The organism is Salinicola aestuarinus, assembly GCF_003206645.1.
Taxonomy (GTDB): domain Bacteria; phylum Pseudomonadota; class Gammaproteobacteria; order Pseudomonadales; family Halomonadaceae; genus Salinicola; species Salinicola aestuarinus.
In genome coordinates this window covers 18,654-45,060 of sequence record NZ_PZJP01000015.1, presented here as the reverse complement: position 1 = coordinate 45,060, position 26,407 = coordinate 18,654, and the positions used below count along the sequence as shown (strand labels likewise).

Below are 26,407 nucleotides of genomic sequence, written 5' to 3'. Positions count from 1 at the left end.
GACTGGCCGCGCCTTGAAGACCGCGGGCACACTCTCTTCGATTCTCGGAACGATCTAGTGACCAGACAGCACTCTTTCAGCCACGACGATCTGCTGAAATGCAGCCGGGGCGAACTGTTCGGCCCCGGTAACGCCCAACTGCCGGCACCCAACATGCTGATGCTTGATCGCATCACGCAGATCAACGAGGACGGGGGCAAGTACCAGAAGGGCGAAATCATCGCCGAACTGGATATTCACCCCGACCTCTGGTTCTTCCAGTGCCATTTCCCTGGCGATCCGGTGATGCCGGGCTGCCTCGGCCTCGATGCCATGTGGCAGCTGGTAGGCTTCCATCTCGGCTGGCTCGGCAATCCCGGCCGCGGCCGGGCACTGGGATGCGGCGAGGTCAAATTCTCGGGGCAGATCCTGCCCAACGCAGGCCAGGTCTCCTACCATATCGAGATCAAGCGCGTGATTACGCGCCGACTGGTTCTGGGTATCGCCGACGGTACGCTCTCGGTGGATGGCCAGGACATCTATCAGGCCAAGGACTTGCGGGTCGGCCTGTTCACCAATACAGAGAATTTCTGAGCGGGAGGCTTCCATGAAACGAGTGGTAGTCACCGGCCTGGGCGTCGTCTCCTGCCTAGGCAACGACGCCCAGCAGGTGCTCGACTCACTGCGCCAGGGGCGCTCCGGCATCCGTTACAAGCCGGAGTACGCCGAGCTCGGCTTTCGCAGCCACTTGGCAGGCAGTGTCGATATCGACATCGAGGCGCTGGTGGATCGCAAGCAGCTGCGTTTCATGGGCGATGCGGCGGCCTACGCCTACATCGCCATGCAGCAGGCGATCGACGACGCCGGCCTCACGGCCGAAGAGGTGTCCAATCCCCGGACCGGCTTGATTGCCGGCTCCGGCGGCGCCTCCAGTGCCAACCAGGTCGAAGCGGCTGACGTCATGCGTGACAAGGGCCTGCGGCGTGTCGGCCCCTACCGGGTCACCCGGACCATGGGCAGCACGGTGTCGGCGTGCCTGGCGACGCCGTTCAAGATCCAGGGTATCAACTACTCGATCTCCTCGGCCTGCGCCACCTCTGCCCACTGTATCGGCAGTGCCGTCGAGCAGATTCAGCTCGGCAAGCAGGACGTCGTCTTCGCCGGCGGCGGCGAGGAGGAGCACTGGACACTGTCGTGTCTGTTCGACGCCATGGGTGCCCTCAGCACGCACTACAACGACACGCCGGAGAAAGCCTCGCGTCCCTATGACGTCGATCGCGACGGTTTCATCATTGCCGGCGGTGGCGGCATGCTGGTGGTCGAGGAGCTCGAGCACGCCAAGGCGCGCGGGGCCACGATCTATGCCGAGATCACCGGCTACGGCGCGACCTCTGACGGCCACGACATGGTGGCACCGTCCGGTGAAGGCGCAGCGCGCTGCATGCGCCAGGCTCTCGCCGGGCTCGAGGGGCCGGTCGACTACGTCAACACCCATGGCACCTCGACGCCGGTGGGCGATGTCGCCGAGCTCAAGGCGATTCGCGAGGTCTTCGGCGATACCACCCCGGCGATGAGCTCGACCAAGTCGCTGACCGGCCACTCGCTGGGCGCGACCGGGGTGCAGGAGGCCATCTACTCCTTGCTGATGATGAAGCATCGCTTCATCTGCGCTTCCGCCAACGTCGACAACCTCGACGAGCAGGCGAACGGATTCGATATCGTTCGCACGCGGCGTGACGACGTTGACGTCAAGCGGGTGCTCTCCAATAGCTTCGGCTTTGGCGGCACCAACGCCTGCCTGGTCCTCGACCGCTACGACGGCTGACACGCTCGCCGAGTCGTCGCTGCACGCAAAAGGCGCCCCGAGGGGCGCCTTTTTTGCGTTGGTCGTCATCTGTCACGAGGCCACCTGCGGGTGACGAGGCCCGCTCTCCCAAAGGGCCCCCCGCCGGACCAGAGGGCACCGCGGACTAAGAGGGCGCCCTTGCCGCAGGCGCTTTCTCCGGCAGTGGCGGCCGCGGCACGTCGGAGATCTCGCCGAGCGTCTGCTCGATCCAGCGCTCCACCTCTTCGAGAATCGCCTCCGGTTTGCGCCCCGTTGTCTCGATCGGCTCGCCGACGACCACGTTGAGCGTGCCCGGCTGCTTGATCCAGTGCCTTCCCCAGTGCTCGCCGGCGTTATGCGCCACCGGCAGCACCGGCACACCTGCCCGGCAGGCAATCACGATGCCGCTTTTGTTGAAGCGTCGGCGCTCTCCCGGGGCGACGCGTGTGCCTTCCGGAAAGATCAGCACCGACAGCCCCTCCTCGAGACGCTGCTTGCCGTGAGAGAGCACCTGGCGCATGGCATTGGACGGCCGCGAACGATCCAGCGGAATCGGCTTGAGCAGGCGCACTCCCCAGCCGAACAGCGGGATACTGAGAAGCTCCTTCTTGAGCACCGTACAGATCGGCGTCTTGAGCAGCTGCAGAAAGACCGTTTCCCACTCGCTCTGATGATTGGCCAGGACGACACAGGGCCCCTCGGGCACGTTCTCGCGCCCCTGAATCCGGTAGCGAATGGCACAGGTGAGCGAGAGCCATTTCATGATGAACCGGTTGTGGCAGTTGAAAAGCTTGAACCGGGCACGTAACGGCAGCATCAGCCCGATGGGCAGCATCAGCAGGCCGGAAACGAAAATGGCCAGAAAATAGCCGGCGTAAAACAAAAGAGTACGGATAGCTTTCATGCGTCGGCTGCTTCCTCGTGGCTGCCGGATGGATGACCGCCGGCGACGAGATCGTCGCGCGACCACGCGTCGAGCATCAGGTCGAGCTCGGTCCGCCAGGATTTCTGATGTACGCCGAACACGTCGAGCAGGCGACGGCAGTCGAGCACCCGGCGCAGGGGACTGTCGTGATGCTGGTTGAGCGCACGCAGCTCACCCAGTTGGCTGGTCCTGCCCGCCCCTTCGATACGCGTTGCCAGCTGGGTGCGCACCACGGAGGTGAAGGTGTAGACGCTCACGGGCTCTCCTCCCGCGAGATGGTAGGTGCCCCAGCCGCTGGCGCCGCTGTCGAGCTGCAGCAGCATGCCGAGCAGCGCCCGCGCCGCGGCGGCGACCGAGGTCGGGCAGAGAATGACGTCCTGGGGCACCGCCACGCGCTCGCCCTGCATCAGCGTCTCGATCAATGGGCCGAGCCAGGCGTCGCTCCCTTTCAGCGCGAACAGCGGCCCCAGACGCAGCACGACATGTCTCGGCTGACGCCGGCACTGTTCGCCGGCCTGCACCAGCCGTCGCAGCGCCTCGTCACGCGGCGATGGCATGGCGGTCTCGTCGATCACCCCCTCGGCACCATCCTCGAACGTGGCATCCGAAACGCACCAGACCAGCGGCACATCCCGCATCCGGCACGCTTCGGCCAGGGCTTCGACCTGGTCGCAGTGGGCATACACCTCGGCCGGCTCGCGCTGCTCCGGGTGCGCCAGCGGCGGCACGACCACCGCCCTGGGTGCCCGTGCAAACACCGCCTCGATGTCAAGCGTGGTCGAGCCCGAGGGGGTCACGCTGTCGAAACGGATGTCACTCCGTGTCGCGGCGAGTCTGGTCAGCGCCAGACTCAAGCAGTGATCGGAATGGGTCAGCACACAGTTCACATCGACTCTCCGCTGCGCTTCATCGTCATTCGCTCTCCTTGCGCGGTCATCTCCGCGTCGTTTGCCTCGCGAGTTCGCGGTCAGCGCGATCGTCTCTCACGTCCGGCTTCCCCTTCTCGGCGACGGTCGGGCGGCGCCCCTTCTGGCGCCCCCCGCTGTGGAGGGTTACCCATGCGAACGACGGCGCTATGATGAAGGCCTCGATCTCATGCACCGCGTGTCGAAGGGGAACGCTTCATGTCTAAGAATGCTCTGTCCACGAATTCCGTCTCGGAGGCGGCGAGCGTCGTCTGGGAAGTGGACGCGACGCTCGGCGAGGGGCCGGTCTGGTCACCGGCTCTCGCCTCGCTGCTGTTCGTCGATATCCGCAAGGCCCAGCTTCACGCCTGGCGCCCCGCTGACGACGCGCGCCAGAGCTGGACGCTGGAGGAGGCCTGTTGCTGGATCCTGCCCCGCGCGGGCGGTGGCTTCGTTGCCGGGCTCCAGTCGGGCATCGTCGAAATGTCACTCGACGACCAGGGCCCTCACGTCGGCAAGCGTCTCACGCCGATCGAGTGGCTAGCCGACGGCGACCGTCTCAACGATGCCAAGAGTGACACCTGCGGCCGGCTCTGGTTCGGCTCGATGGACAACGACGAAGTTCACTCCCGGGGCTATCTGTATCGTCTCGACGGCCGGGGCGTGGTCGAGATGGATAGCGAATACCACGTCACCAACGGCCCCGCATTCTCCCCCGGCGGGGGCACACTCTATCATAACGATAGTGCGCGCCAGGTCGTTCTCGCCTTCGACGTCGACGCCGACGGCAACCTGTCGAACCGGCGTGAACACATCCGCTTCGGCGACGGCGAGGGCTACCCCGACGGCATGACCTGCGACCGGGATGGCGGTCTCTGGGTCGCGCTCTGGGACGGCGGCAGGGTGGCGCGCTTCCGCCCCGATGGCCAGCTCGACCGTGACATCGCACTGCCGGTGTCTCGGCCGACCTCCTGTGCCTTCGGGGGTGAGGCGCTCGACCGGCTGTTCGTGACCTCGGCAGCGACCGGCTGCGACAACGAGCCGCTCGCCGGGGCGCTGTTCGAGATCGCCACCCCGATCGGCGGTTTCGCCGCCACCGAGGTGGAGCTGCCGGTGGCCAACGCCGACTGAGGCGTCCGAGGACGCGTCTCGGGTCGCTAGCCGCGCGGCTCGGCGACCACGCGTCGGTAGAAGCCGACGCACACGGCAACGAACGCCGCCAGCCCCAGCCACTGCGCGGTGGCGGCGAAGTCGTCTCCCACCAGTGCCAGCGGGGCCGTCGTACCACTGAGTCCGATGACGCCCGCCAGCAGCACCCCTACCAGACTCTCGCCGACGATCAGGCCGGAGGCGAGCAGCACGCCGCGGCGGCGCGGGCGCTCTGCCGCGGCTTCGACGTCGAGCCCACGTCGACTGGCGCGTTGGCGCAGACGCCGGTCGATGACCCAGCCCAGAATCGCGCCGATCACCAACGGCATGATGATGCTGGGCGGTAGATAGATGCCGATGCCGACGGCCAGCGTCGGCAGGCGTGCGGCACCGCCCCGCTTGGCCAGCCACTGGTCGATCAGAATCAGCACGCCCCCCAGCGCCAGGCCGATGCCGATCATGCTCCACTCGAGATCGTGGGCGAAGACGCCGCGCACGATCGCCGTCATCAAGGATGCCTGCGGGGCGCCGAGCGCCTGGCTGGGATCCATGCCCTCTCGAGGCATGGCGCCGGCGAAGCCATAGGCGTTGTACAGCAGCGAGAGCACCGGGGGGATCACCAGCGCGCCCACCAGACAGCCGATAATCAGTGCCACCTGCTGGCGCCAGGGTGTCGCGCCCACCAGATAGCCGGTCTTGAGATCCTGCAGGTTGTCATTGGAGATCGCGGCGACGGCGAGAATCACGGAGGTGATGAATAGCGCCAGTGCCGTCGGCAGCTGCCGTGCCACGGCCGGGTCGAGCGCATCCAGCGAGTCGCTGAGCGCGGTAAACCCCAGCAGCATCAGCGAGACCAGGATGATACCGACGATCCCGATGCCGGAGATCGGACTGCTCGAGGATCCCACCAACCCGGCCATGTAGCCGCAGGCCGCCGCGATCAGAAAGCCGAACACGCCGGCGAAGAGCACGCTGCCCAGCGTCAGCGTCCAGAAGGCACCCGCGGCGAGTGACGGCGCCGCCCCGTGAAGGAAGAGACCGAAGACCACCGCCAGCAGGGCCAGCAGCACCAGCGTCAGCGAGAGAATGACACTGGCGGGCAGGTCACGCTCGGTGCGTACCTGGGTGTGAAACCGGCCCTGCTCGCCACGTATCGCGCCGAAAGAGGTGCGAATACCGACCACCATCGGCTTGAACAGCGTCGCGAGTGTCCACACCGCGGCGATACCGATGGTCCCGGCACCGATGAAACGGACCTTGTCGGCCCACAGCATCATCGCCGCCTCGCTCAGCGTCTGCCCCGCGGCTGCTGGGGTGACGCTGGTCAGCCACGGCACCGCCACGCCCCACGCGATCAGCGTGCCGATCAGCATCGCGACGCCGCCGACGATGCCCACGAGGTAGCCGGCGCCAACCAGCGCCAACGAAAAGCCAGTGGAGAGCTGAAAGGCGGCGCGTCCGGCGCTGAACCAGACGCTGACGCTTTCGGCGAGCAACCGCAGGCCACCGGCGGCGAACGAAAAGAGCGCTGCCACGCCCGCACCGATGGCGATCTCCTTCGCCCCCGGCTCGGCCCCCTCGTCCGGTCGCGGCGTCGATGACTCGGGATAGGCCGAGTCACCACCCGCCTTACGGCTGCCGACGTCGAGGATCTCGGCGGCGGCGATCCCTTCCGGGTAGGGCAGATCGCTCTGCACCACCATCACCCGGCGCAGCGGTATGGTATAGAGCACACCCAAAATGCCGCCGATGGCGCAGATCGCCGTCGTCTGCCAGAACGGAAAACCCTGCCAGTAGCCGATCATCAGCAGCCCCGGCAGCACGAAGATGATCGCCGAGAGGGTGCCCGCGGCGGAGGCCTGGGTCTGCACCATATTGTTTTCGAGCTTGTTGGCGCCCTTGAGCCGGCGAAGTACTGCCATCGAGATCACGGCCGCAGGTATCGCCGACGCAAAGGTCAGTCCGACCTTGAGCCCGAGATAGACGTTGGAGGCGGTAAACAGCAGCGTGATGAGCGCGCCAAGAACGACGCCACGCAGCGTCAGCTCCGGCAGGCGGGCGTCATCGGGAATCGGTGTCGACATGCAGAATTTCTCTTACGCACCGCAGGCGGACTGCGGCAGTACGGCGGAATCCGCGCAGCGGGAAGCGCGGACAGTGGACGAACGGTTCGCGCGGCTCGACGACGCAACGTCGATGAGCGGCAAAATCGTTAGATGGCTATTGGCGCGCCATTCTAGGCACTGGGGCGAAGAGCGTCGAGTGTCACGAGTCGGCTGACGAGGGGCCGCGCCAAGCCCTCGACGGCGTAAAGGCTCACCCTGCAACCGCCACGCCGCGAAAAGCCCCGGTGCGAAAAGTCCGGCCATGAAAAAGCCCCGCCGAGGCGGGGCTGAATCAGCAGAGGCGTCAGACGCTCGACTCAGAACGGAATTTCGTCGTCGAAGTCGTCGAAGCTGCCCGGATTGGGCGCGCCGTAGTTCGGGTTCTGCTGGTTGGGCTGCTGCTGCGGCGGCTGGTTCTGCGGCGGACGCTGCGCATGGCCGGGATTGCCACCGCCCTGCTGGGGCTGAGGCTGGGGTTGCTGCGGCTGACCGCCGTAGTTGCCCTGCGGCGCACCGCCATACTGGTTCTGCGGCTGCGACTGCGGGTAGTCGCCTCCGCCCTGACCGCTGCGGGAATCGAGCATCTGCATGTCGTTACCCACGATTTCCGTGGAGTAGCGATCCTGACCGTCCTGCCCCTGCCACTTGCGGGTCTGCAGACGGCCTTCAATGTAGATGCGCGACCCTTTCTTCACGTACTGCTGGGCGATCTCCGCGAGCTTGTTGAACAGCACGACGCTGTGCCATTCGGTGCGCTCCTGGCGCTGCCCGCTCTGACGATCGGTCCAGGTATCGGTGGTCGCGATGCGCAGGTTGCACACCGGATTGCCCGACGGCAGGAAGCGGACTTCCGGATCCTGTCCCAGATTGCCGATCAGGATGACTTTGTTCACACCTCGGGCCATCGTATTCTCCTCGCCTTCCTGCATTGCGACGCGCTCACGCGTCGGTTCGTTGCCATTGATTGCCTGCGATTCGCGTCAACGCCTCGGCATCCAGGCGCTGACGGTCGACCTTGAGATAGGCGACGCGCTCGTCGGGGACCACCATGACATCCTCGACCCCCGCCACTTCGGCGAAACGTTCGAGTAGTGTATCGAGCCTATCCATCGATTGCTCGTCGAGGGCGATGATCTCGCTCGAGAGGTGACGGGGTGCCGGCATGCGCCAGATCACCGCCAGCCAGAGAGCACCGACCAACGCCGACCCGAGGAAGACGCTCTCGATCCCGTAGCCCTGTGACAGCGCGCCGCCGAGCGTGCCGCCGAGAAACGCCCCAAAGAACTGACTGGTCGAATAGATGCCCATCGCCGTGCCCTTGGCGCCGGCCGGGGCGAGCTTGCTGATCATCGAGGGCAGCGTCGCTTCGAGCAGATTGAAGACGACAAAGAAGCCCCACAGTAGCGCCAGCAGCGAGACACGGTCATCCCCCAGTTCGCCGAAGCCGAGCAGGATCAGCGTCATCGCGGCGACGGCGCCGAAGAAGACCGGCTTCATCTTGCGGTACTTCTCGGCCACGATCACCAGCGGAATCATGCCGATGAAGGCCAGCGCCATCACTGGCAGATAGACCCAGCCATGGTGGGCCGCCGAGAAGCCCAGCGCCTCGAGCTTGAACGGCAAGGCGGTGAAGCAGGCCGTGAGAATCAGGTGCAGCGCGAAGATGGAGAAATCCAGCCGCAGCAAGTTGCCCTGGGTCAGCGTGGCGCGAAGCTGCGCCCGGTCGAGACCCACGTCGCGATGACGCAGCCGCCGAGGGGCGCTGGGCACCAGCTTCCACAGCACCAGCAGCGCGGCGGTAGTAAGCGCGGCAGTGAACCAGAACACCCCGGCGAGGCCGGCGATATCCGCGACCAGCGGGCCAACGACCATGGCGATGGCAAAGGCGACCCCGATCGACAGGCCGATGGTGGCCATGGCCGCGGTGCGAATCTCTTCGCGGGTCTGATCCGCCAGTAGCGCCATGATGGCGCCGGCGACGGCACCGCTGCCCTGCAGGCAGCGGCCGATGATAATGCCGGTAATCGTGGTGGCGTTGGCGGCGATGACGCTGCCGATGATGAACAGCACAAGCCCGCCGGCGATCACCGTCTTGCGGCCGATACGATCGGAGAGCAGGCCGAATGGAATTTGCAGAATGGCCTGGGTCAGGCCGTAACCGCCGAGTGCCAGACCCACGAGAAAAGGAGTAGCGCCATCGAGCTGGTCGGCGTAGAGCGCCAGCACGGGGAGGACCATGAACAGCCCGAGCATGCGCGAGGCATACAGACTGGCCAGGCCCACGATGGCGCGCCGTTCGGTAACGAGAAAGCGAGACGTCATGGTGAAAATCACGGCTGTTGGGGAGAGAACTCGGCGAGCGCCGAGGATGAATGGGGAACCCGCCATTTTACCCCCCGGCCGGATGGAGTGAAAGCGAGTCGAAAGGCGGCGCCCGGGACACGGACGCGTAACTCCCCGTGTGCTGATCGCGGCCGGCGTCGCTGGACGGGTTCGTGAGGGCGGCGCCGGACGAGCAACGAAAAGTGCCAGCTTTTGCGGCAGGATCGGCGAGCCAACTATACTGATCGATTCCCCGTCGCATCACGAGGTAGTTATGGACAGCATTCTGGTACGGGGCGCACGTACCCACAACCTGAAGAACATCGATGTCGAACTGCCACGTGACAAGCTGATCGTGGTCACCGGCCTTTCCGGCTCCGGCAAATCCTCGCTGGCGTTCGATACCCTCTATGCCGAGGGGCAGCGCCGCTACGTCGAGTCACTCTCCACCTACGCGCGACAATTCCTGTCGATGATGGAGAAGCCCGATGTCGATCACATCGAGGGGCTGTCGCCGGCGATCTCCATCGAGCAGAAGTCGACGTCGCACAACCCGCGCTCCACGGTCGGCACGATCACCGAGATCTACGACTACCTGCGCCTGCTGTTCGCGCGCGCCGGTACGCCGCGCTGTCCGGATCACGACGAAGAGCTCGAGGCGCAGACCGTCTCGCAGATGGTCGATCAGGTGCTCGAACTGCCGGAGGGTAGCCGCCTGATGCTGCTGGCACCGGTGGTCAAGGGGCGCAAGGGCGAGCACCTGCAGCTACTCAGCGAGCTGCGGGCGCAGGGCTTCGTGCGCGCGGTCATTGACGGCGAGACGGTTGAGCTCGACGACGTGCCGACCCTGGACAAGAAGCGCAAGCACGACATCAGCGTCGTGGTGGACCGCATCAAGGTACGCGACGATCTCCAGCAACGGCTCGCCGAATCCTTCGAGACCGCGCTCAATCTGGCCGACGGCACGGCGATCATCCACTTCATGGATGGCGAGCAGGAGAACCTGGCATTCTCGTCACGCTTTGCCTGCCCCATCTGCGGCTATTCGCTTTCCGAACTCGAGCCGCGGCTATTTTCATTCAATAACCCGGCGGGCGCCTGCCCGACCTGCGACGGTCTTGGCGTCCGGCAGTATTTCGATCCAGACAAGTTGATCAGTCATCCCGAGCTCTCCCTCGCCGAAGGGGCGATTAAGGGCTGGGACCGGCGCAGCATCTACTACTTCAGCCAGCTCCAGGCCGTGGCCGAACACTACCGCTTCACGCTGGACACGCCGTGGCACGAGCTGGCGCGCCACGAGCGCGACATCGTGCTCAACGGCAGCGGCAACGACGACGTGGCGTTCAGCTACGTCAACGATCGCGGTCGCAAGGTCACCCGCGAGCACCCCTTCGAAGGGGTGCTGCCCAATCTGGAGCGCCGCTACCGCGAGACCGAGTCCACGATGGTGCGTGACGATCTGGCCAAGTATCTGGCGGTTCGGCCCTGCCCGACGTGTGACGGCAGCCGCCTCAAACGCGAGGCACGCCACGTCTTCGTCGACGGCAACAACATGCCGGCGCTGACCCGAATGCCGGTGGGCGAGGCGTGGAACTACTTCGCCGAGCTGACGCTGCCCGGACGCAAGGGCGAGATCGCGACCAAGATCGTGCACGAGATCCACGCCCGCCTGGAGTTTCTGGTCAACGTCGGGCTCGACTATCTGACCCTCGAGCGCAGCGCCGACACGCTCTCCGGTGGCGAGGCGCAGCGGATTCGCCTCGCGAGCCAGATCGGCGCCGGTCTGGTCGGGGTCATGTACATCCTCGACGAGCCGTCGATCGGACTCCACCAGCGCGACAACGACCGTCTGCTGGCGACACTCACTCGGCTTCGCGATCTCGGCAACACGGTCATCGTGGTCGAGCATGATGAGGATGCCATTCGCGCGGCGGACCACGTTCTCGACATCGGGCCCGGCGCCGGCGTGCACGGCGGTCAGATCATCGCCCAAGGCACCCCCGCCGAGATCGAGGCGGAACCGAAATCGCTCACGGGGCAGTATCTTGCCGGCACCCGGCGCATCGAAGTGCCGCCGCACCGCATTCCGGGAAACCCGGAAAAGCAGCTGCAGCTGAAGGGCGCCAGCGGCAACAACCTGCACGGCGTGGACCTCACGCTGCCGCTGGGGCTTTTCGTCTGCGTCACCGGCGTGTCCGGGTCGGGCAAGTCGACCCTGATCAACTCGACGCTGATGCCGATCGCCGCGCGCGAGCTCAACCGGGCGACCACGCTGACGGCAGCACCCTACCGCTCGATCGAGGGTCTGGATCAGCTCGACAAGGTCATCGACATCGATCAAAGCCCGATCGGGCGCACGCCGCGCTCGAATCCGGCGACCTATACCGGCATCTTCACCCCGATTCGTGAACTCTTCTCCGGCACCCAGGAGGCGCGTGCGCGCGGCTACAAACCGGGCCGGTTCAGCTTCAACGTCAAGGGCGGGCGCTGCGAGGCGTGTCAGGGCGAGGGAATGATCAAGGTGGAGATGCACTTCCTGCCGGACATCTACGTCCCGTGTGATGTCTGCAAGGGCAAGCGCTACAACCGCGAGACCCTGGAGATCCACTACAAGGGCAAGAGCATCCACGAGGTGCTGGAGATGACCATCGAGGAGGCGCTGGCGTTCTTCAGCCCGGTACCGGCGATCGCTCGACGTCTACAGACACTGATGGACGTGGGGCTGTCCTACGTGCGGCTGGGCCAGAGTGCAACGACCCTCTCCGGTGGCGAGGCGCAGCGCGTCAAACTCGCCCGCGAGCTGGCCAAGCGGGATACCGGGCAGACGCTCTACATCCTAGACGAGCCGACCACTGGACTGCATTTCGAGGATATCCGACAGCTACTCGGGGTACTGCACCGGCTGCGCGATCACGGCAATACGGTGGTGGTCATCGAGCATAACCTGGACGTCATCAAGACGGCGGACTGGCTGGTCGATCTCGGCCCCGAGGGAGGCTCCGGTGGCGGTCGCATCATCGCAGAGGGCACGCCGGAGCAGGTCGCGGGGATCGAACAATCCCACACGGGCCGTTTCCTCTCCTCCATGCTGCCCAAGACGGCGAAGGCGCCTTCTCGCAAGCGCGTAAAGGACTCGGACCAGGCCGAGCGGGCCTGATCCGCCACGGCCCGCCTGAGCCGATTCAGCGGGCCGTCGGTCTCACTGCACACAAGACCTTTCGCCTACCCGGGGAGGCTCTGCCACGGCGGCGTCACCCTGAAAAGGCACTGTGACTCGCCTGCTGCCGTGCCAAACATCGAGGTACCCAACATAAGAAAGCCGGCTGCCCGNNCGGGCAGCCGGCTTTGGCGCTGGGAAGCGGTCGGGACTTATTCGTCGCCGACAGCTTCTTCAACGGCAGGACGATCGACCAGCTCTACGTAGGCCATCGGTGCGTTATCGCCAGTGCGGTAGCCGCACTTGAGTACGCGGACGTAGCCGCCCGGGCGATTGACGTAACGCGGACCAAGCTCATTGAAGAGCTTGCCGACGGCTTCCTTGGAGCGGGTGCGGCTGAACGCCAGACGGCGATTCGCCACGCTATCCTGCTTGGCCAGAGTGATCAGCGGCTCGATATGACGACGCAGCTCTTTGGCCTTGGGCAGGGTAGTCTTGATCACTTCATGCTCGACCAGCGACGTGCACATGTTCTTGAACATGGCGTGCCGGTGCGAGCTGGTCCGATTCAGATGACGACCACTCTTACGATGACGCATGATTGCTATTCCTTACCAAACTGGTGATTCGAGTCGGCGCGCCGAGTGAGCACACGGGAAGCGACTCGGGGCTCTCGCCCTCAGGCGGAAGCCTTATCGTCTTTGAGACTCGCCGGCGGCCAGTTCTCGAGACGCATGCCGAGTGAAAGACCGCGCGAAGCCAACACGTCCTTGATCTCGTTCAAGGACTTCTTGCCAAGGTTCGGCGTCTTGAGCAGCTCGACTTCAGTGCGCTGAATCAAATCGCCAATGTAGTAAATATTCTCGGCCTTCAAGCAGTTGGCGCTACGAACCGTGAGTTCGAGATCATCCACGGGGCGCAGAAGGGTCGGATCGATGTGATCCTCTTCCTCTTCGACTTCCTGCTCTCGGTCGGCCTCGAGATCGACGAAGGCGGCCAGCTGTTCCTGAAGAATGGTCGCGCTGCGGCGAATCGCTTCTTCCGGGTCCAGGGTGCCATCGGTTTCGAGATCGATGACCAGCTTGTCCAGGTCGGTGCGCTGCTCGACACGAGCCGCTTCCACCGCATAGGACACGCGGCGAACCGGGCTGAACGTCGCATCCAGCTGCAGACGACCGATGGCGCGAGACTCGTCTTCGTCGGAAAGACGGGCATCGGCAGGCTCGTAGCCACGACCGCGAGCGACCTTGAGCTGCATCTTGAGCTCGGTGCCGCCGTTGAGGTGCGCGATGACGTGATCCGGGTTGACGATCTCGATGTCGTGATCGACGGCGATATCGCCTGCGGTCATGACACCGGGGCCCTGCTTGTTCAGGGTGAGGGTCGCCTCGTCGCGGCCGTGCATCTTGATGGCCACGTCCTTGAGATTCAGCAGAATCTCGATGACGTCTTCCTGAACACCTTCGATGGCGCTGTATTCATGCAGCACGCCGTCGATTTCGGCTTCGACGACGGCACAGCCGGGCATCGAAGAGAGCAGGATGCGACGCAGCGCATTCCCCAGGGTATGGCCGAAGCCACGCTCGAAGGGCTCCAGCACGATCTTGGCGTGATGTGCGTTGACCTCTTCGACCTTGATGTCGCGGGGACGAAGAAATTCTGTCACTGAACGCTGCATATGAACACCTTCTCAGGCTGCCAAACGAATATCGGTACTCCTGGCCGAGTCGGGCCGCATGTGCGACCCGGCTCGAGGCTTACTTGGAGTACAGCTCGACGATCAGGTTTTCGTTGATGTCGGCAGACAGGTCACCGCGTTCCGGGACAGCCTTGAAAGTGCCTTCCATCTTTTTCGAATCGACGTCGATCCAGGTCACGTCACCACGGTTCGCAGCGATGGACAGCGCCAGCTGGATGCGGGCCTGGTTCTTCGCCTTCTCGCGAACGGTAACGACGTCGCCGGGACGCACCTGATAGGACGCCACGTTGACGGTACGGCCATTGACCGCGATCGCCTTGTGGCTGACCAGCTGACGAGACTCGTTACGCGTCGAGCCGAAGCCCATGCGATAAACGACGTTGTCCAGCCGGGATTCCAGCAGCTGCAACAGTACTTCACCCGTCGCGCCTTTCAGGCGGGCGGCTGTCTTGTAATAGTTGCGGAACTGGTTTTCGAGTACGCCATAGATACGACGTACTTTCTGCTTCTCACGAAGCTGCAAGCCGTAGTCGGAAAGACGCTGACGGCGCTGGCCGTGCACACCCGGGATCTGCTCGGATTTGCACTTCTTCTCGAAGGGAGTGACACCGCTCTTCAGAAAGAGGTCGGTACCCTCGCGACGAGACAGCTTACATTTGGGTCCAAGATAACGAGCCATGAGTCTGTCTCCTTAAACGCGGCGTTTCTTCGGCGGACGGCATCCGTTGTGCGGAATCGGCGTCGCGTCAGTAATGCTCTGTACACGGAAGCCGGCGGCATTCAGTGCGCGCACGGCAGACTCACGGCCAGGACCGGGGCCCTTGACCAGCACGTCGACGTTTTTCACACCATACTCGGCTGCAGCGGTCGCTGCACGTTCACTCGCTACTTGAGCTGCGAACGGGGTACTCTTGCGAGAACCACGAAAACCCGAACCACCGGCAGTCGCCCAAGAGAGAGCGTTGCCCTGGCGGTCTGTGATCGTCACGATCGTGTTGTTAAAAGAGGCATGGATATGCGCAACCGCATCCACAACCTGCTTTTTAACCTTTTTTCGGTTACTGCGCGGGTTAGCCATGTTGATGTTTCCTAATATTTAACGCCGGAACGTTAATTACTTACGAATCGGTTTACGCGGTCCCTTACGGGTACGCGCATTGGTCTTGGTACGCTGACCACGCAGCGGTAGACCACGACGATGGCGCAGACCACGATAGCAACCCAGATCCATGAGACGCTTGATGTTCAGCGTCGTGTCACGGCGAAGGTCGCCTTCTACGGTGTACTTACCCACTTCGGTACGCAGCGTGTCGAGCTCTTCGCCAGACAGGTCTTGCACCTTGGTGGTCAGTGCGATGCCAGCAGCGACACAGATATCCTGTGCGCGTGTGTGGCCAATCCCGTAGATGTAGGTCAGCGAGATCGCCGCATGCTTATTGTCCGGGATATTGACGCCTGCAATACGGGCCATCAGCTTACTCCGAATGTTGAGCGGCTTGCTCGTTTAGTCGTCCACAAAGGGCGCAATAGCATACCCCTTGACCTCTCTCGAGGCAAGGGGAATGCCACGGCCCGCTTTCAATCCAGCGTAGGACTCACCCCGAATACGGGGATCAGCCCTGGCGCTGTTTGTGACGCGGTTCCGTGCAGATGACACGGACCGCGCCGTTGCGCCGAATGATCTTGCAGTTACGGCACATTTTCTTAACAGAAGCTCGAACTTTCATCGTTCTCTCCAAATGCTCTATCGCGGAGGCTCAGCGAGTCATGCCGCCGCTACCGTAGCCTTTCAGGTTCGCCTTCTTCATCACCGAGTCATACTGGTGAGACATGAGATGCGACTGCACCTGGGCCATGAAGTCCATGATTACCACGACCACGATCAACAGCGACGTGCCGCCGAAGTAGAACGGTACCTGCCAGGCCACCATCAAAAACTGCGGCATCAACGACACCAGTGTGATGTAGAGCGCACCGAACAGCGTCAGACGCGTCATCACCTTGTCGATGTAGCGCGATGTCTGTTCACCCGGACGAATCCCCGGCAGGAATGCGCCGGATTTCTTCAGGTTGTCCGCAACGTCTCTCGGGTTGAAAACCAACGCCGTGTAGAAGAAGCAGAAAAACAGGACCGCAGCGGCAAACAGAATGATGTAGAGCGGCGCCCCGGGGGCGAGCTGCTGCGAGGCAACCTGCAGCCACTCGAAGCCTTCGCCTTGGCCGACCCACTGCCCGATAGAGCCGGGGAACAGCAGGATGCTGGAAGCGAAGATGGGCGGAATCACACCGGCCATGTTCACCTTCAGCGGCAGATAACTGCTCTGCCCCGCATACATCTTGTTGCCGACCTGTCGACGCGGATAATTGACAGTAATACGTCGCTGTCCGCGTTCAATGAACACGACAAATGCGATGGTCGCGATACCCAGGATGGCGAGTGCCAGAAGCGGCAGCACATTCCAAGCACCGTCGTTACGTGCCAACTCGAAGGACTGCCCGATCGCGCTCGGAAGACCAGCGACAATACCGGCGAAGATCAACAGCGAAATGCCGTTGCCGATCCCCTTCTCGGTAATCTGCTCGCCCAGCCACATCAGGAACACGGCACCGGCAACGAAGGTCACCACCGCCGTGAAATAGAAGGTGAGGCCACTGGTGTAGGCGATACCTTGACTGGCCAGACCAACTGACATACCGCTTGCCTGAATCAGCGCCAGTAGCACCGTGCCGTAGCGGGTGTACTGGTTGATCTTGCGGCGTCCGGCCTCGCCCTCTTTTTTCAACGCTTCGAGCTGAGGTGACACCGCGGTCAGAAGCTGCATGATGATCGATGCGGAGATGTACGGCATGATCCCCAGCGCAAAGATACTCATGCGCTCCAGCGCACCACCCGAAAACATGTTGAACATGCTCAGGATGGTGCCCTGGTTCTCCCGAAACAGGGCAGCCAGCTGATCAGGATTGATGCCGGGTACGGGGATGTGCGCGCCGATCCGGTACACCACGATCGCGATGAAGACGAAGCGCAGGCGGGCCCAGAGTTCACCGAGCCCCCCTCCCGCGTTCGCCGGCATGTTTCCTGACTTAGCCATTTATTCCTCTACTTTGCCGCCGGCTGCTTCGATCGCAGCGCGGGCACCTTTGGTGACCTTGAGGCCACGTACGGTTACCGCTTTGCTCAGCTCGCCGGAGAGAATGACCTTGGCATGCTCGGTAGCGTTCTTGAGCACGTTGGCCTTTTTGAGGCTTTCGAGATCGGCGACATCGCCGTCGACCCTGGCAAGCTCTGCCAGCCGAACTTCTTCGGAGACCATTGCCTTGCGCGAGGTGAAGCCGAACTTCGGCAACCGACGCTGCAACGGCATCTGACCGCCTTCGAAGCCAGGCTTGACCGAGCCACCGGAACGCGACTTCAGACCTTTGTGGCCTCGGCCGCCGGTCTTACCCAGACCGGAGCCAATACCACGGCCGACGCGCTTCTCGGCGTGCTTGGAACCCGGAGCCGGGCTTAGGCTATTGAGTTTCATGGATTACTCTCCCTCGATTCGAACAAGGTAACGTACCTTGTTGATCATGCCGCGGACGGCGGGGGTGTCTTCCAGCTCGATCGAATGCCCGATACGACGCAGACCAAGGCCTTTCATCGTCGCCTTGTGCTTCTGCAGGACACCGATGGTGCTGCGGGTCTGGGTGATCTTGATCGTCTCTGCCATGGTCGCTTACCCCGCCAGTTCTTCGACAGACAGACCGCGCTTGGCGGCCACGTCTTCCGGAGACTGCATGGATGCGAGCCCCTTGATAGTGGCACGCACGACATTCACCGGGTTGGTGGAGCCGTAGCACTTGGCCAGAACGTCATGGACGCCAGCGAGTTCGAGCACCGAGCGCATCGCACCACCGGCGATGATGCCGGTACCTTCGGATGCCGGCTGCATGAACACCTTGGACGCACCGTGACGGGCGCGAACCGGGTACTGCAGCGTGCTGCCGCTGAGGCTGACCTTGACCATGTTACGACGCGCCTGGTCCATGGCTTTCTGGATCGCGACCGGCACTTCACGCGCCTTGCCACGACCGAAACCGACCCGGCCGTTGCCATCGCCAACGACGGTCAGCGCGGTGAAACCGAAGATTCGGCCACCTTTGACCACCTTGGCGACGCGGTTGACCTGCACCAACTTCTCTTGCAGATCACCGCCCTTCTGTTCGTTATTCGCCATCGTAAAACCCTTTAGAATTGCAGACCGCCTTCACGTGCGGCATCCGCCAACGCCTTCACACGCCCGTGGTACTGAAAACCGGCGCGGTCGAAAGCGACCTGAGAGATGCCGGCACCCTTGGCGCGCTCGGCGATCAGAGTGCCCACTTTGGCGGCCGCGTCGGCATTGCCGGTCGCGCCTTCACGCAGGCTGCTGTCCAGCGTGGATGCGCTGGCCAAGACTTTGCCGCCGTCCGGCGAGATGATCTGCGCATAGATGTGACGCGGGGTGCGGTTCACGCACAGACGGTACACACCCAGATCGCGGATCTTGGCGCGTGCGCGGCGGGCACGACGGAGACGGGATTCTTTCTTCGCGTTCATAACCCTGCCTTACTTCTTCTTGGCTTCTTTGCGGCGGACCTGTTCGTCGCCGTACCGAACCCCTTTGCCCTTGTAGGGCTCCGGCGGACGGAAGGCACGAATTTCCGCTGCCACCTGGCCGAGCTTCTGCTTGTCCGCGCTTTTCAGCACGATGATGGTGTTCTTCGGCGTTTCGGCCGTGACACCTTCAGGCAGTTTGTAGTCGATCGGGTGTGAGAAACCGAGTGTAAGATTCAGTGTCTGGCCATTTGCCTGGGCACGATAGCCGACACCATTGATTTCCAGCGAACGGGTGAATCCTTCGGATGCACCAGTGACCATATTCTGGACCAGGGCACGAGTCGTGCCGACCATGGCCCAGTTTTTGGCCTTTTCGCTGGGAGCGAAGCTCAGCTGACCGTCTTCCTGAGTGATCTTCACGTCGGGATGTACGGTCAGTTCTAACGTGCCCTGGCTGCCCGTAACAGACAGCTGGTCGTCGTCGAATTTCGCGTCGACGCCGCTGGGCAATTTAACCGGATACTTGGCTACGCGAGACATTACTCACTCCTAGAATACGGTGCAGATGACTTCACCACCGACACCCGCCTGGCGTGCCGCGCGATCGGTCATGACACCTTGTGAGGTGGTCACGATCGCGATTCCGAGACCGTCGGAGACCTTGGGAAGATTGCTCTTGCCCTTGTAGATCCGCAGCGACGGCTTGGAAACACGCTGAAGGTGCTCGATGACCGGCTTGCCCTCGAAATACTTGAGGGTCACGGTCAGTTCGGGCTTGGCGCCTTCGGAGACCGCGAGTTCGGTGATGTAGCCTTCCTGCTTAAGTACGCGGGCCACTTCAACCTTGAGCTTGGAAGACGGCATGGTAACCGTCTCCTTGGTGGCCATCTGCGCATTGCGGATACGGGTACACATATCCGCCAGAGTATCTTGCATGCTCATTACATTGCGCTCCTGAATTCCTCGACGTGGCTTACCAGCTGGACTTCTTCAGTCCAGGGACATCGCCACGCATGGCCGCTTCGCGCAGCTTGTTACGGGCCAGTCCGAACTTGTTGTAGTAACCGTGCGGACGGCCGGTAATGCGGCAGCGGTTGCGAGCGCGGACCGGGCTGGCGTCACGCGGCAGCTGCTGCAGCTTCAGCTGAGCGTCGAAGCGCTCTTCGTCAGAAGCGTTGACGTCATAAATGACGTCCTTGAGCGCGGCGCGCTTGGCAGCGTACTTGGTGACCAGCTTCGCGCGCTTGAGCTCACGCTCAATCATGCTTTTCTTTGCCATGAATCCACCCTTATTGCTTGAACGGGAAGTTCAGCGCGCGAAGTAGCGCACGACCTTCATCGTCGGTGATGGCGCTGGTCGTGATGGTGACATCCAGACCACGAATCCGGTCGATCTTATCATACTCGATCTCCGGAAAGATGATCTGCTCACGTACGCCCATTGAGTAGTTGCCGCGGCCGTCGAAGGACTTCGGATTCAGCCCGCGGAAGTCACGCACGCGAGGAATCGCGATGTTGACCAGGCGGTCCAGGAAGTCCCACATGCGCTCGCGACGCAGTGTCACCTTGACACCGATCGGCCAGCCTTCGCGGACTTTAAAGCCTGCGATGGACTTGCGCGCCTTGGTGACTACCGGCTTTTGACCGGAGAGTTTCTCCAGGTCGCCGACAGCATTGTCGATCAGCTTTTTATCGCTGGTCGCTTCGCCGATGCCCATGTTCAGGGTCACTTTGGTGATCCGGGGCACCTGCATTACGTTGGCGTAGCTGAACTGCTCTCGCAGCTGAGCCACGACCTCGTTCTGATAACGTTCTTTCAAGTTCGCCATTTTGCTACCCGACTCGCGTTAGGCGTCGATCTGCTTTTGCGTCGACTTGTAGATACGTACCTTGGTACCGTCTTCCTTCAGCTGGAAGCCGACGCGATCCGCTTTGCCGGTCTCCGCATTGAAGATGGCCACGTTGGACGCATGGATCGGAGCCTCACGCTCGACGATACCCCCCGGGTTGCCCGCCATGGGATTGGGCTTCGTGTGGCGTTTGATCATGTTCACGCCCGAAACGACATAACGGTCGTTTTCGAGGACGCGCTTGATCGTGCCACGCTTGCCCTTGTCCTTGCCGGCGATGACGATGACTTCGTCGTCACGTTTGATCTTGTGCATATCCGCCTCGCTCCTTACAGCACTTCGGGCGCCAAGGAAATGATCTTCATGAACTTCTCATTGCGAAGCTCACGAGTAACCGGCCCGAAAATACGGGTACCGATCGGCTGTTCGTTGGTGTTGTTCAACAGAACCGCCGCATTCCCATCGAAGCGAATCAGCGAACCGTCGTTACGACGAACACCGCTGCGCGTACGCACGACAACGGCCTTGAGGACCTGGCCTTTTTTGACCTTGCCCCGCGGAATCGCTTCCTTGACCGTTACTTTGATGACGTCACCTACGCGAGCGTAGCGGCGGTGTGAACCGCCTAGCACCTTGATGCACTGCACCCGGCGCGCGCCGCTATTGTCGGCGACATCCAGCATTGTCTGAGTCTGAATCATTGGTTTTCTCCAAACCTAATCTGACTGCACTGGTTCAGAAGGCACGTCGGGCTCAGCCCTTGGCCTGCTCGACCACCTCGACCAACGTCCAGGCTTTCTTCTTGGACAGCGGACGGGACTCCTGAATGGAGACCAGATCGCCAGACCGTGCCTGATTCGCCTCGTCATGGGCGTGCAGCTTGGTGGAGCGCTTCATGTATTTGCCGTAGATCGGATGACGCTCGCGGCGCTCGATCAATACGACAATCGATTTTTCCATCTTGTCGCTCACGACCCTGCCTGTGAGCGTACGAGTAGTCTTCGCTTCAGCCATTATTGGTCACCTGCCTTCTGGTTGAGCACAGTCTTGACGCGAGCGATGTCGCGACGCACCTGCTTGAGCAGATGCGTCTGGCTCAGCTGGCCGGTGGCCTTCTGCATGCGCAGGTTGAACTGCTCACGGAGCAGTTCGAACAGCTGCTCCTGCAGCGCATCGACTGACTTGTCACGCATTTCGTTGGCTTGCATCACATCACCGTCCGTTTCACAAAGGTGGTGGAGATGGGCATCTTCTGAGCGGCCAGGGAGAACGCTTCACGCGCGAGCTCCTCGGAGACGCCCTCGATTTCGTAGAGCACCTTGCCCGGCTGGATCTGGGCGACCCAGTATTCGACGGAACCCTTACCTTTACCCATACGAACCTCGAGAGGTTTGTTGGTGATCGGCTTGTCCGGGAATACGCGGATCCAGATCTTGCCACCACGCTTGACGTGACGGGTGATAGCACGACGACCAGCTTCGATCTGACGCGCGGTGATACGACCGCGATCGGTGGCCTTGAGACCGAAGTCCCCGAAGCTCACCTGGCTGCCGCGATGCGCCAGGCCGCGGTTACGGCCTTTCTGCACCTTGCGGAACTTTGTACGCTTGGGTTGCAACATCGATCAGTCTCCCCTTACCTGGAACCTTTCTTCTTAGAAGCGGGCGCCTGAGCTTGCTGCTTTTGCTTGGCACGCACCTCTTCGATGCCCCCGAGGATTTCGCCCTTGAAGACCCACACTTTTACGCCGATGACGCCGTAAGTGGTGTGAGCTTCGTAGGTGGCGTAGTCGATATCGGCACGCAGCGTATGAAGCGGAACGCGACCTTCGCGATACCACTCGGTACGAGCGATCTCGGCACCACCCAGACGACCGGAAAGCGACACCTTGATACCGCCGGCGCCCAGACGCATAGCGTTCTGAACGGAGCGTTTCATGGCGCGGCGGAACATCACACGACGCTCGAGCTGGCCGGCGATGTTCTGCGCGACGAGTGCGGCATCGAGTTCCGGCTTGCGGACTTCTTCGATGTTGACGTGCACCGGGACACCCATCATGCGGGCGACGTCCTGGCGCAAACGATCGACGTCCTCGCCTTTCTTACCAATCACGATGCCCGGACGAGCGGTGTGAATGGTGATACGGGCGTTGTTAGCCGGACGTTCGATGGTGATGCGGCTCACGGAAGCGTTCTTCAAACGCTCCTCGAGATGGCGACGCACCGCCAGATCGTTATTCAGCTTGTCGGCATAGGCACCGCGTTCTGCGTACCAGACCGACGAATGATCTTTCACGATGCCGAGACGAATCCCGACTGGATTGACTTTCTGACCCATCTGGTCGACTCCTACTTCTCGGCTACCTTGACGGTAATGTGGCAGGTGCGCTTCAGAATGCGATCCGCACGGCCCTTGGCACGCGGCTGAATGCGTTTGAGCGTCATGCCCTCGTCGACACAGATGGTCGAGACACGCAGTTCGTCGATGTCCATGCCGTTATTTTCTTCCGCATTGGCAATCGCGGACTGCAGCACTTTCTTAACCAGCTTGGCCGCCTTCTTGGGGGAGAAGGTCAGCACGTCGAGCGCTTCGGCGACCGGCTTACCGCGCACCTGGTCAGCCACCAAACGGGCCTTCTGGGCGGATAGGCTCGCGCCACGCAACTTAGCAGCGACTTCCATCTCTTATTCCTCTTGGCTCAGCGTTTGGCTTTCTTGTCCGCCGCATGGCCGCGATAGGTGCGGGTAGCAGCGAACTCGCCCAACTTATGGCCGACCATTTCCTCGGAGACGTGCACCGGGACATGCTGGCGACCGTTATGTACCGCGATGGTGAGCCCGACCATGTTCGGCAGGATCATCGAACGACGCGACCAGGTCTTGATCGGTTTGCGATCGTTCTTTTCCGCGGCGACTTCGACCTTCTTCAACAGATGAAGGTCGATAAAGGGACCTTTCTTCAGTGAACGTGGCACAGCCGTTACCTCTTAATGTCTGTTACTTGGACTTGCGGCGACGAACGATGAGCTTGTCGGTACGCTTGTTCTTGCGGGTCTTGTGGCCCTTGGTGGGGATACCCCACGGGCTGACCGGATGACGACCACCGCTGGTACGGCCTTCACCGCCACCGTGCGGGTGATCCACCGGGTTCATCGCGACACCGCGAACGGTCGGGCGCACCCCTCTCCAACGTTTCGCACCCGCCTTGCCGAGTTGACGCAGGCTGTGCTCAGAGTTCCCGACTTCGCCAAGCGTTGCACGACACTCTGCCAGGATGCGACGCATCTCACCGGAGCGCAGACGCAGCGTGGCGTAGTTGCCCTCGCGAGCGACCAGCTGAGCGCTGGCACCGGCGCTACGTGCAATCTGCGCACCTTTACCCGGCTTCAGTTCGATGCAATGCACCGTAGAACCGAGCGGGATGTTGCGCAGCGGCAGCGTGTTGCCGCGCTTGATGGAGGCGTTGACACCGGACTCCAGCACGTCCCCGACCTTGAGGCCTTTGGGCGCGATGATGTAACGGCGCTCGCCATCCATGTACTTCAGCAGCGCGATGTTGGCGCTACGGTTCGGATCGTATTCGATACGTTCCACGGCGGCGTTGACGCCATCCTTGGTACGCTTGAAATCGATCAGACGATAATGCTGACGATGGCCACCGCCCACGTGACGCGTGGTGATGCGGCCATAGTTGTTACGACCACCCGACTTCGATTGCTTTTCGGTCAGCCCGGCGTGCGGACGTCCCTTGTACAGCTCATCGTTGACGACTTTGACGACGTGACGACGACCGGCGGAAGTGGGTTTTGTCTTGACTACTGCCATGATCCGTACTCCTGCCTTACTCGGCGCCAGAGAAGTCTTCGAGCGTCTCGCCCGCAGCCAGGGTCACGTACGCCTTGCGGTAACCCTTGCGCAGGCCGGTGCCGAAGCGAGTGCGTTTGGTCTTGCCCTTGACGTTGAGGACCTGAACGCCGGCAACTTTCTTGCCAAACAGCGTCTCGACGGCCTTCTTGATCTCGGGCTTGGTCGCGTCCTGCGCCACTTTGAACACGTACTGATTGTTCTCAGCGGCACGCGCGGCCTTCTCGGTCATGTGAGGTCCGAGCAGAACCTTGTATACGCGTTCCTGGTTCATCCCAGCTTCTCCTCGAATTTGCGCAGAGCGGAGACGGTCATCAGCACCTTGTCGAAGGCGATCAGGCTGACCGGGTCGGCGGCGGCGGCATCGACGACATCCACGTTGGGAATGTTGCGAGCGGCCAGGAAGAGCTTCTCGTCGACTTCTTCGGTCACGATCAGCGCTTTCTCGAGGTCGAGCTCTTTGAGCTTGCCGACCAGCTGCTTGGTCTTGAGCGTGTCAACAGCGAACTCATTGACCAGAACCAGGCGCTCCTGGCGCACGAGCTCCGACAGGATCGAACGCATCGCCGCGCGGTACATCTTGCGGTTGACCTTCTGGGAGTAGTCCTGCGGACGTGCTGCAAAGGTCACACCACCGGAACGCCACAGCGGAGAACGGATGGTACCGGCACGAGCACGACCGGTGCCCTTCTGGCGCCACGGCTTCTTGCCACCGCCGCGAACGTCGGAACGGTTCTTCTGCGCATGTGTACCCTGACGACCGGCCGCCTGATAGGCAGTGACGACCTGGTGCACGAGCGCTTCGTTGAAATCTTTGCCAAAGGTCTCTTCGGACACTTCGACGGTGCCTTCGGCACCTGCGAGATTCAGATTCATCGGTCTCAGTCCCCTCAGCGAGCTTTCACGGCACTGCGCACAACGACATCGCAGCCGGGTGCACCAGGCACGGCGCCCTTGATCAACAGCAGATTACGCTCGGCGTCGATACGCACCACTTCCAGGCTCTGGACGGTGACACGCTCATTACCCAGCTGACCGGCCATTTTCTTGCCTTTGAAAACGCGACCCGGGGTCTGACACTGGCCGATGGAACCCGGCGCGCGGTGCGACAGCGAGTTACCGTGGCTGTTGTCTTGGGTACGGAAATTCCAGCGCTTGACTGCGCCCTGGAAGCCCTTGCCCTTGGAGGTACCAGTCACGTCAACTTTCTGACCGGCTTCAAAGAGGGATACGGTGAAGGAACCGCCCATTTCCGGAGTTTCATCGTCGTCTGCGAGACGGAACTCCATCAGGGAACGGCCGGCCTCGATACCTGCCTTGGCGTATTGACCAGCAATCGCCTTGGTGAGGTGTTTGGCCTTGCGGGAACCGGTGGTGATCTGAACCGCGCGATAGCCATCAGACTCAACGGTCTTGACGGCAGAAATGCGGTTAGGCTCAACCTCGATTACGGTTACGGGCACGGATGCGCCATCTTCGGTGAAAACGCGAGTCATGCCCGCTTTTTTACCGACTAAACCGATAGTCATGTTCAGTCTCCTATAGTGTACGGGGCTATCACCCGCTATGGCTGCCCTTTCCAGAGCATTCCACTAGCACATTGTATGGCGTCTCACGACGCGGCGGTGACTGTGAACTCAGCGACCGCTTGTGTCTAGTGTTGGTTTCAGTCGAGTTTGATTTGCACGTCGACGCCAGCGGCGAGGTCGAGCTTCATCAATGCGTCGACCGTCTTTTCGGTCGGCTCGACGATGTCGAGAACGCGCTTGTGCGTGCGGATCTCATACTGATCACGCGCGTCTTTGTTGACGTGCGGCGAAATCAGGATGGTGTAACGCTCGCGGTTCGTCGGCAGCGGGATCGGTCCACGCACCTGAGCGCCAGTGCGCTTGGCCGTATCCACGATCTCTTGAGCCGACTGATCGATCAGGCGGTGGTCGAACGCTTTCAGCCGGATGCGAATCTTCTGGTTCTGCATTTACCTTTTGCTCCACTGGATACTGACGGCGCGAGCCGTCGACCCACGCGTTCAAAGGACGCGCATTA

37 protein-coding genes are annotated in these 26,407 nt (G+C 62.2%); 4 read left to right on the top strand and 33 right to left on the bottom strand.

Features of this window, described 5'->3' with window-relative positions:
• Positions 1-57: 57 nt before the first annotated feature.
• Both fabA and fabB read left to right on the top strand, forming a co-directional pair.
• Positions 58-573, top strand: coding sequence for a 3-hydroxyacyl-[acyl-carrier-protein] dehydratase FabA (gene fabA, locus DOM41_RS15180; protein ID WP_110687710.1), 516 nt, complete (start codon positions 58-60; stop codon positions 571-573).
• A 13-nt stretch (positions 574-586) separates the two neighbouring features.
• Positions 587-1,804 (top strand): beta-ketoacyl-ACP synthase I, encoded by a 1,218-nt coding sequence (gene fabB / locus DOM41_RS15175; RefSeq protein ID WP_110687709.1) that lies wholly within the window; start codon positions 587-589, stop codon positions 1,802-1,804.
• A gap of 145 nt (positions 1,805-1,949) precedes the next feature.
• Here the strand turns inward: fabB and DOM41_RS15170 are convergent, their stop codons facing one another.
• Positions 1,950-2,708: a lysophospholipid acyltransferase family protein gene (locus DOM41_RS15170; RefSeq protein WP_110687708.1), complete on the bottom strand. Its 759-nt coding sequence runs from the start codon at positions 2,706-2,708 to the stop codon at positions 1,950-1,952.
• A complete protein-coding gene (locus tag DOM41_RS15165) occupies positions 2,705-3,616 on the bottom strand; it encodes a sugar nucleotide-binding protein (protein ID WP_110687707.1) in 912 nt (303 codons plus the stop codon). Before DOM41_RS15165 ends, DOM41_RS15170 begins: the two co-directional genes overlap by 4 nt.
• Before the next feature lie 237 nt (positions 3,617-3,853).
• Between DOM41_RS15165 and DOM41_RS15160 the strand changes: the two genes are divergently transcribed.
• Complete coding sequence (locus DOM41_RS15160; RefSeq protein WP_110687706.1) at positions 3,854-4,765, top strand: SMP-30/gluconolactonase/LRE family protein; 912 nt, start codon at positions 3,854-3,856, stop codon at positions 4,763-4,765.
• A gap of 26 nt (positions 4,766-4,791) precedes the next feature.
• Here DOM41_RS15160 and DOM41_RS15155 read toward each other — a convergent pair whose 3' ends face one another.
• From DOM41_RS15155 to DOM41_RS15145, 3 genes are all read right to left on the bottom strand, one after another.
• Complete coding sequence (locus DOM41_RS15155) at positions 4,792-6,867, bottom strand: OPT family oligopeptide transporter (protein WP_110687705.1); 2,076 nt, start codon at positions 6,865-6,867, stop codon at positions 4,792-4,794.
• Between the two features lie 338 nt (positions 6,868-7,205).
• Positions 7,206-7,793, bottom strand: coding sequence for a single-stranded DNA-binding protein (ssb, locus tag DOM41_RS15150; protein ID WP_110687704.1), 588 nt, complete (start codon positions 7,791-7,793; stop codon positions 7,206-7,208).
• A gap of 34 nt (positions 7,794-7,827) precedes the next feature.
• Complete coding sequence (locus tag DOM41_RS15145; protein WP_188112417.1) at positions 7,828-9,210, bottom strand: MFS transporter; 1,383 nt, start codon at positions 9,208-9,210, stop codon at positions 7,828-7,830.
• A 274-nt stretch (positions 9,211-9,484) separates the two neighbouring features.
• On the opposite strand from DOM41_RS15145, the gene uvrA reads away from it, so the two are divergent.
• Positions 9,485-12,367, top strand: a complete 2,883-nt coding sequence (gene uvrA / locus DOM41_RS15140; protein ID WP_110687703.1) for an excinuclease ABC subunit UvrA — start codon at positions 9,485-9,487, stop codon at positions 12,365-12,367.
• A 212-nt stretch (positions 12,368-12,579) separates the two neighbouring features.
• Here the strand turns inward: uvrA and rplQ are convergent, their stop codons facing one another.
• The 28 genes from rplQ to rpsJ form a co-directional block, all read right to left on the bottom strand.
• The gene (rplQ, locus tag DOM41_RS15135; protein WP_110687702.1) at positions 12,580-12,966 is read right to left on the bottom strand and encodes a 50S ribosomal protein L17; all 387 of its coding nucleotides are present in this window, start codon (positions 12,964-12,966) and stop codon (positions 12,580-12,582) included.
• An 80-nt stretch (positions 12,967-13,046) separates the two neighbouring features.
• Entirely contained in the window at positions 13,047-14,045 is a 999-nt protein-coding gene (locus DOM41_RS15130; RefSeq protein ID WP_110687701.1) for a DNA-directed RNA polymerase subunit alpha, read from the bottom strand.
• A 79-nt stretch (positions 14,046-14,124) separates the two neighbouring features.
• Positions 14,125-14,745: a 30S ribosomal protein S4 gene (gene rpsD, locus DOM41_RS15125; RefSeq protein WP_110687700.1), complete on the bottom strand. Its 621-nt coding sequence runs from the start codon at positions 14,743-14,745 to the stop codon at positions 14,125-14,127.
• Positions 14,746-14,757: 12 nt separating this feature from the next.
• Positions 14,758-15,144 carry a 30S ribosomal protein S11 gene (rpsK, locus tag DOM41_RS15120; protein WP_009723883.1) on the bottom strand — a complete coding sequence of 129 codons (387 nt, stop codon included), beginning with the start codon at positions 15,142-15,144 and terminating at the stop codon, positions 14,758-14,760.
• 36 nt (positions 15,145-15,180) lie between these two features.
• Entirely contained in the window at positions 15,181-15,537 is a 357-nt protein-coding gene (gene rpsM, locus DOM41_RS15115; protein ID WP_110687699.1) for a 30S ribosomal protein S13, read from the bottom strand.
• A gap of 142 nt (positions 15,538-15,679) precedes the next feature.
• On the bottom strand, positions 15,680-15,793 hold the full coding sequence (rpmJ, locus tag DOM41_RS15110) for a 50S ribosomal protein L36 (RefSeq protein WP_031384759.1): 114 nt from the start codon (positions 15,791-15,793) through the stop codon (positions 15,680-15,682).
• 30 nt (positions 15,794-15,823) lie between these two features.
• Entirely contained in the window at positions 15,824-17,158 is a 1,335-nt protein-coding gene (secY, locus tag DOM41_RS15105; protein WP_110687698.1) for a preprotein translocase subunit SecY, read from the bottom strand.
• Entirely contained in the window at positions 17,159-17,593 is a 435-nt protein-coding gene (rplO, locus tag DOM41_RS15100) for a 50S ribosomal protein L15 (protein WP_110687697.1), read from the bottom strand. It abuts the gene before it with no gap.
• Between the two features lie 3 nt (positions 17,594-17,596).
• Complete coding sequence (rpmD, locus tag DOM41_RS15095) at positions 17,597-17,779, bottom strand: 50S ribosomal protein L30 (RefSeq protein WP_110669205.1); 183 nt, start codon at positions 17,777-17,779, stop codon at positions 17,597-17,599.
• Positions 17,780-17,785: 6 nt separating this feature from the next.
• Complete coding sequence (gene rpsE / locus DOM41_RS15090) at positions 17,786-18,286, bottom strand: 30S ribosomal protein S5 (protein ID WP_110669207.1); 501 nt, start codon at positions 18,284-18,286, stop codon at positions 17,786-17,788.
• Between the two features lie 11 nt (positions 18,287-18,297).
• Positions 18,298-18,648, bottom strand: a complete 351-nt coding sequence (gene rplR, locus DOM41_RS15085; protein WP_110669209.1) for a 50S ribosomal protein L18 — start codon at positions 18,646-18,648, stop codon at positions 18,298-18,300.
• Positions 18,649-18,657: 9 nt separating this feature from the next.
• On the bottom strand, positions 18,658-19,188 hold the full coding sequence (rplF, locus tag DOM41_RS15080) for a 50S ribosomal protein L6 (RefSeq protein ID WP_110687696.1): 531 nt from the start codon (positions 19,186-19,188) through the stop codon (positions 18,658-18,660).
• 9 nt (positions 19,189-19,197) lie between these two features.
• Positions 19,198-19,590 (bottom strand): 30S ribosomal protein S8, encoded by a 393-nt coding sequence (rpsH, locus tag DOM41_RS15075; protein WP_110687695.1) that lies wholly within the window; start codon positions 19,588-19,590, stop codon positions 19,198-19,200.
• Between the two features lie 31 nt (positions 19,591-19,621).
• Positions 19,622-19,927 (bottom strand): 30S ribosomal protein S14, encoded by a 306-nt coding sequence (gene rpsN / locus DOM41_RS15070; RefSeq protein ID WP_110687694.1) that lies wholly within the window; start codon positions 19,925-19,927, stop codon positions 19,622-19,624.
• Between the two features lie 10 nt (positions 19,928-19,937).
• Positions 19,938-20,477, bottom strand: a complete 540-nt coding sequence (gene rplE / locus DOM41_RS15065) for a 50S ribosomal protein L5 (RefSeq protein ID WP_110687693.1) — start codon at positions 20,475-20,477, stop codon at positions 19,938-19,940.
• Positions 20,478-20,495: 18 nt separating this feature from the next.
• Positions 20,496-20,813 carry a 50S ribosomal protein L24 gene (gene rplX / locus DOM41_RS15060; protein WP_110669218.1) on the bottom strand — a complete coding sequence of 106 codons (318 nt, stop codon included), beginning with the start codon at positions 20,811-20,813 and terminating at the stop codon, positions 20,496-20,498.
• A gap of 14 nt (positions 20,814-20,827) precedes the next feature.
• Positions 20,828-21,199, bottom strand: a complete 372-nt coding sequence (gene rplN, locus DOM41_RS15055) for a 50S ribosomal protein L14 (protein ID WP_035470387.1) — start codon at positions 21,197-21,199, stop codon at positions 20,828-20,830.
• A 52-nt stretch (positions 21,200-21,251) separates the two neighbouring features.
• Complete coding sequence (gene rpsQ / locus DOM41_RS15050; RefSeq protein ID WP_110687692.1) at positions 21,252-21,512, bottom strand: 30S ribosomal protein S17; 261 nt, start codon at positions 21,510-21,512, stop codon at positions 21,252-21,254.
• Positions 21,512-21,706, bottom strand: a complete 195-nt coding sequence (gene rpmC, locus DOM41_RS15045) for a 50S ribosomal protein L29 (protein ID WP_110669221.1) — start codon at positions 21,704-21,706, stop codon at positions 21,512-21,514. The genes rpsQ and rpmC overlap by 1 nt, the downstream gene beginning before the upstream one ends.
• On the bottom strand, positions 21,706-22,119 hold the full coding sequence (rplP, locus tag DOM41_RS15040) for a 50S ribosomal protein L16 (protein ID WP_110669223.1): 414 nt from the start codon (positions 22,117-22,119) through the stop codon (positions 21,706-21,708). Before rplP ends, rpmC begins: the two co-directional genes overlap by 1 nt.
• A gap of 14 nt (positions 22,120-22,133) precedes the next feature.
• Positions 22,134-22,835, bottom strand: coding sequence for a 30S ribosomal protein S3 (gene rpsC / locus DOM41_RS15035; RefSeq protein WP_110669225.1), 702 nt, complete (start codon positions 22,833-22,835; stop codon positions 22,134-22,136).
• Positions 22,836-22,846: 11 nt separating this feature from the next.
• Positions 22,847-23,179: a 50S ribosomal protein L22 gene (gene rplV, locus DOM41_RS15030; RefSeq protein WP_035470378.1), complete on the bottom strand. Its 333-nt coding sequence runs from the start codon at positions 23,177-23,179 to the stop codon at positions 22,847-22,849.
• A 17-nt stretch (positions 23,180-23,196) separates the two neighbouring features.
• Positions 23,197-23,472, bottom strand: coding sequence for a 30S ribosomal protein S19 (gene rpsS / locus DOM41_RS15025; RefSeq protein WP_035470375.1), 276 nt, complete (start codon positions 23,470-23,472; stop codon positions 23,197-23,199).
• A 22-nt stretch (positions 23,473-23,494) separates the two neighbouring features.
• A complete protein-coding gene (gene rplB, locus DOM41_RS15020) occupies positions 23,495-24,322 on the bottom strand; it encodes a 50S ribosomal protein L2 (RefSeq protein WP_110687691.1) in 828 nt (275 codons plus the stop codon).
• Positions 24,323-24,338: 16 nt separating this feature from the next.
• On the bottom strand, positions 24,339-24,635 hold the full coding sequence (rplW, locus tag DOM41_RS15015; RefSeq protein WP_110687690.1) for a 50S ribosomal protein L23: 297 nt from the start codon (positions 24,633-24,635) through the stop codon (positions 24,339-24,341).
• A complete protein-coding gene (rplD, locus tag DOM41_RS15010; RefSeq protein WP_110687689.1) occupies positions 24,632-25,237 on the bottom strand; it encodes a 50S ribosomal protein L4 in 606 nt (201 codons plus the stop codon). The genes rplW and rplD overlap by 4 nt, the downstream gene beginning before the upstream one ends.
• 14 nt (positions 25,238-25,251) lie before the next feature.
• Positions 25,252-25,890 carry a 50S ribosomal protein L3 gene (rplC, locus tag DOM41_RS15005; RefSeq protein ID WP_110687688.1) on the bottom strand — a complete coding sequence of 213 codons (639 nt, stop codon included), beginning with the start codon at positions 25,888-25,890 and terminating at the stop codon, positions 25,252-25,254.
• 137 nt (positions 25,891-26,027) lie between these two features.
• Positions 26,028-26,339: a 30S ribosomal protein S10 gene (gene rpsJ, locus DOM41_RS15000; protein WP_035470365.1), complete on the bottom strand. Its 312-nt coding sequence runs from the start codon at positions 26,337-26,339 to the stop codon at positions 26,028-26,030.
• Positions 26,340-26,407: the final 68 nt, after the last annotated feature.